The organism is Marinitenerispora sediminis (assembly GCF_003336425.1).
In the GTDB taxonomy this organism is placed as follows: Bacteria; Actinomycetota; Actinomycetes; order Streptosporangiales; family Streptosporangiaceae; genus Marinitenerispora; species Marinitenerispora sediminis.
The window spans coordinates 1-1,546 of record NZ_QEIO01000303.1; the positions used below are offsets into that span (position 1 = coordinate 1).

At 74.0% G+C, this 1,546-nt stretch carries 1 protein-coding gene and 1 pseudogene; both read right to left on the bottom strand.

Annotated features, from left to right (window positions below; translation table 11 throughout):
* Window positions 1–29 precede the first annotated feature (29 nt).
* Window positions 30–1,232, bottom strand: a complete 1,203-nt coding sequence (locus DEF28_RS26455; protein WP_114400920.1) for a homogentisate 1,2-dioxygenase — start codon at window positions 1,230–1,232, stop codon at window positions 30–32.
* A pseudogene (locus tag DEF28_RS26460) lies at window positions 1,207–1,546 on the bottom strand (FAD-dependent monooxygenase); the annotation flags it as partial. The gene DEF28_RS26455 and the pseudogene DEF28_RS26460, both read right to left, overlap by 26 nt.

Consider the following 1,546-nt stretch of genomic DNA (forward strand, 5'->3'; position numbering starts at 1 on the left):
CCGCCAACGGCGCACCTTGCTGGACGGGACTAGCGCTCCGGCCCCCGCCCGGCCCACGACCACGCGTACCCCGGCTCCTCGGCGGCCAGCCCGCCCTCACCCAGCTCCAGCGGCCGGAACGTGTCCACCATCACCGCCAGCTCGTCGAAGAACTGGACTCCGACGCTCGCCTCGTAGGCCTGCGGCTGCGGCCCGTGCGCGTGCCCGCCCGGATGCAGCGACACCGACCCGGGGCCGATACCGGACCCCTTGCGCGCCTCGTAGTCGCCACCGCAGTAGAACATCACCTCGTCGGAGTCCACGTTGGAGTGGTAGTAGGGCACCGGGATCGACTCCGGGTGGTAGTCCACCTTCCGCGGTACGAAGTTGCACACCACGAAGTTCGTCCCCTCGAACACCTGGTGCACCGGCGGCGGCTGGTGCACCCGCCCCGTGATCGGCTGGAAGTCCGCGACGTTGAACACGAACGGGTACAGGCAGCCGTCCCAGCCCACCACGTCGAACGGGTGCCGCGCGAACGTGTGCCGCGTCCCCACCAGCCCACCCGGGCCCGGACCCCGGTGCTTGGTCAGCACGCCGACATCCGACCCCTCCACCAGCAGCGGCTCGGTCGGGCCCCGCAGATCCCGCTCGCAGTAAGGCGCGTGCTCCAGGAACTGCCCGTACCGCGACAGGTACCGCCGCGGCGGCGCGATGTGCCCGTTCGCCTCGATCACGTACGCCCGCAGCGGCTCGTCCCCCTCCGGCACCCACCGGTGCGTCGTCGCCCGCGGCAGCACCACGTAGTCGCCCTGGCCCACCTCCAGCACACCGAACACCGTCTGCACCGTGCCGCGGCCCGCCTCCACGTACACGCACTCGTCACCGACACCGTTGCGGTACAGCTCCGACGACGCCCCCGCCGCCACGTAGCTGATCCGCACGTCGTCGTTGCCCAGCACCAGCCGCCGCCCCGTCACGACGTCGGCGTTCTTCCACTCCGCGTCGAACAGCCCGTGCAACCGCAGATGCCGCGGACGCAGCGGCGCGTTCGGGGTGCGCGCCTGGTCCGGCAGCTCCCACACCCGCGCGTCGACGATCGCCGAGGGGACACCCCGGTGGTACAGCAGCGAGGAGTCCGACGAGAACCCCTCCTCGCCCATGAGCTCCTCGTAGTACAGCCCGCCGGCTGGATTGCGCAGCCGGGTGTGCCGGGTCCGCGGCACCTCACCCACTCGCCGGTAGTACGCCATCTCCGGTCTCCTCTCTCGGCGACGCCAACGACACCTGCCCCTCGCGAACCGGCGACCCGCCCGCCACCGCACCACCCCGGCCGAGCACGGCGCGCACCGCGGCCCCCACCGCGGCGGGGTCGGCGCCAGGCAGCACCGCGGCGACGTGCGCGTCCGGCCGCAGCAGCCACACCTCGCCGGGCCGCGCTCCCAGCGCCGCCCGCAGCACGCCGGCGCGGTCGATCTCCGCCAGGCCGAACGCCGCCACCGGCGCGCCGCACCCCGCGCGCGCCGCCGCCGCGGCGGCCTCCGCCTCCGCGCGCGGTGTGCGGCGC